At 59.8% G+C, this 1,365-nt stretch carries 3 protein-coding genes; 2 read left to right on the plus strand and 1 reads right to left on the minus strand.

The genetic code is table 11. The features are described 5' to 3' along the window. Both ABB26_RS19360 and ABB26_RS19090 read left to right on the plus strand, forming a co-directional pair. A partial coding sequence (locus tag ABB26_RS19360; RefSeq protein WP_211261994.1) for a hypothetical protein occupies positions 1–218 on the plus strand: 218 nt, incomplete at its 5' end. Then, positions 173–643, plus strand: a complete 471-nt coding sequence (locus ABB26_RS19090; RefSeq protein ID WP_152982605.1) for a hypothetical protein — start codon at positions 173–175, stop codon at positions 641–643. The genes ABB26_RS19360 and ABB26_RS19090, both read left to right, overlap by 46 nt. Before the next feature lie 12 nt (positions 644–655). Here the strand turns inward: ABB26_RS19090 and ABB26_RS18295 are convergent, their stop codons facing one another. Then, positions 656–1,273 carry a TraX family protein gene (locus tag ABB26_RS18295; protein ID WP_057633286.1) on the minus strand — a complete coding sequence of 206 codons (618 nt, stop codon included), beginning with the start codon at positions 1,271–1,273 and terminating at the stop codon, positions 656–658. Positions 1,274–1,365 lie beyond the last annotated feature (92 nt).

Here is a 1,365-nt window from a genome sequence, read left to right on the forward strand (position 1 = left end):
GGCTATGCCCCTACACCTGGTGTTTCCTCGATCGGTACTTTTTTGAAAGCCTTTCAGCGCAATGGTTTCCAGCCAGTTTTTTCTACAAGGTGGATCCACGGCGCCGTCAGATCTGGGGCAATGCCCCTGCACCCCGGCTAGAATCCGCTCAGGATGAAGCCTGGGGGATTCCATGGAACGAGAACGCCAAGAACCTACGCTCGGCAAAGCTGACCTGAGCGACGTCAATTTCAGGCCCCGAAGTAAGAATGGGCCGCGCTCATCGGCCAATGGCCAACCTTCCGAAGAATCGAGATTTTGGCTGCGCGCCATCGTCCTGGTAGCTGCTGCGGTGCTAATTGCTATGGGCCTGATCGAATGGAATGCCCGACGACAGGTCGCGGCACTGGAACGAGCGCTTACACCGACGCCTGCGCAACAGGCTCAAATTGAAGCCGCGCTGCGCGAGCTTGAAAAGGCCGGCAAAGAGAACGAAGCAATTGTCAGGAAAATACGCCTCGACCCGAACAAGTTGCTCGACACCAGCGGCATTGATTGGCGCGCTCCCGTCGAACCGATGCGCCCTGGACAACGCTGCATTCAAGGTAGGCGCCTCGAACGTATCGAAGGCGGATGGCGCGATATCCCAAACTCGCCCTGCTGATTTAGTGACGCATCACGAAATAATGGCGAGCAGCCCAATGTGCGCCACGTAGTAGCCATAGAACGCCCAGCGCGTGCGTGGCACCTGAAGTTCGACCTGCCCCAGCGCCATCACCGGCAGCGCCAGCAATGCCCATGCGTTGCCGTTGTAGAAGCACAGCGGCGCGAATGCGGCCGCACCCAGCCAGAAATGGCTATCGACGCGCCTGGTGGCGAACAACCACCACCACACCGTCACTAGAACGATGCCTGCCCACTGGTAGTCCACCAGCAACGGCATCGGTATGGCCAACACCACCAGCCACCAGCGTCGATTCTGGGCGCACAGCACGCACGCAGCGGCCAGCGCGAAGCTCAGCAGGACGTTGACCGGCAGCATAACGTCGAAAGCCCAAGCGTAGACCGGTTGCGCGATCAGCCCCCACATCGCCAGCCGCTTCACCGACTTGGAAACGTCAGCACCCGGTTGCGCGAGGTTGTAGGCCATCACCAAAGCGAACACAGGGAACGCGATGCGGCCCAGCTCGCTGACCACTGGAACGTAGCCGCCATAAAGCAGCTTTGCGGCGTGGTCACCGGTCATCAACAGCACTGCAACCCATTTGAGAATTTCACGTCCGGCGCTGGTCATAGCTGGAAGTCCGTCGACGGCGTAACTGTGCTTGTGCTGTAACCGGGCGATCCCGGAAACGTGCCCTGGGCACGCTGACCGCGACTAATCAC

The sequence above is a fragment of the Stenotrophomonas humi genome, from assembly GCF_001431415.1.
Taxonomy (GTDB): Bacteria; Pseudomonadota; Gammaproteobacteria; order Xanthomonadales; family Xanthomonadaceae; genus Stenotrophomonas; species Stenotrophomonas humi.

Bases quoted from the DNA above. Each gene is read 5' to 3' on its own strand.
- ABB26_RS19090 (WP_152982605.1), top strand. From the start codon at position 173: ATGGAACGAGAACGCCAAGAACCTACGCTCGGCAAAGCTGACCTGAGC.
- ABB26_RS18295 (WP_057633286.1), bottom strand. From the start codon at position 1,273: ATGACCAGCGCCGGACGTGAAATTCTCAAATGGGTTGCAGTGCTGTTG.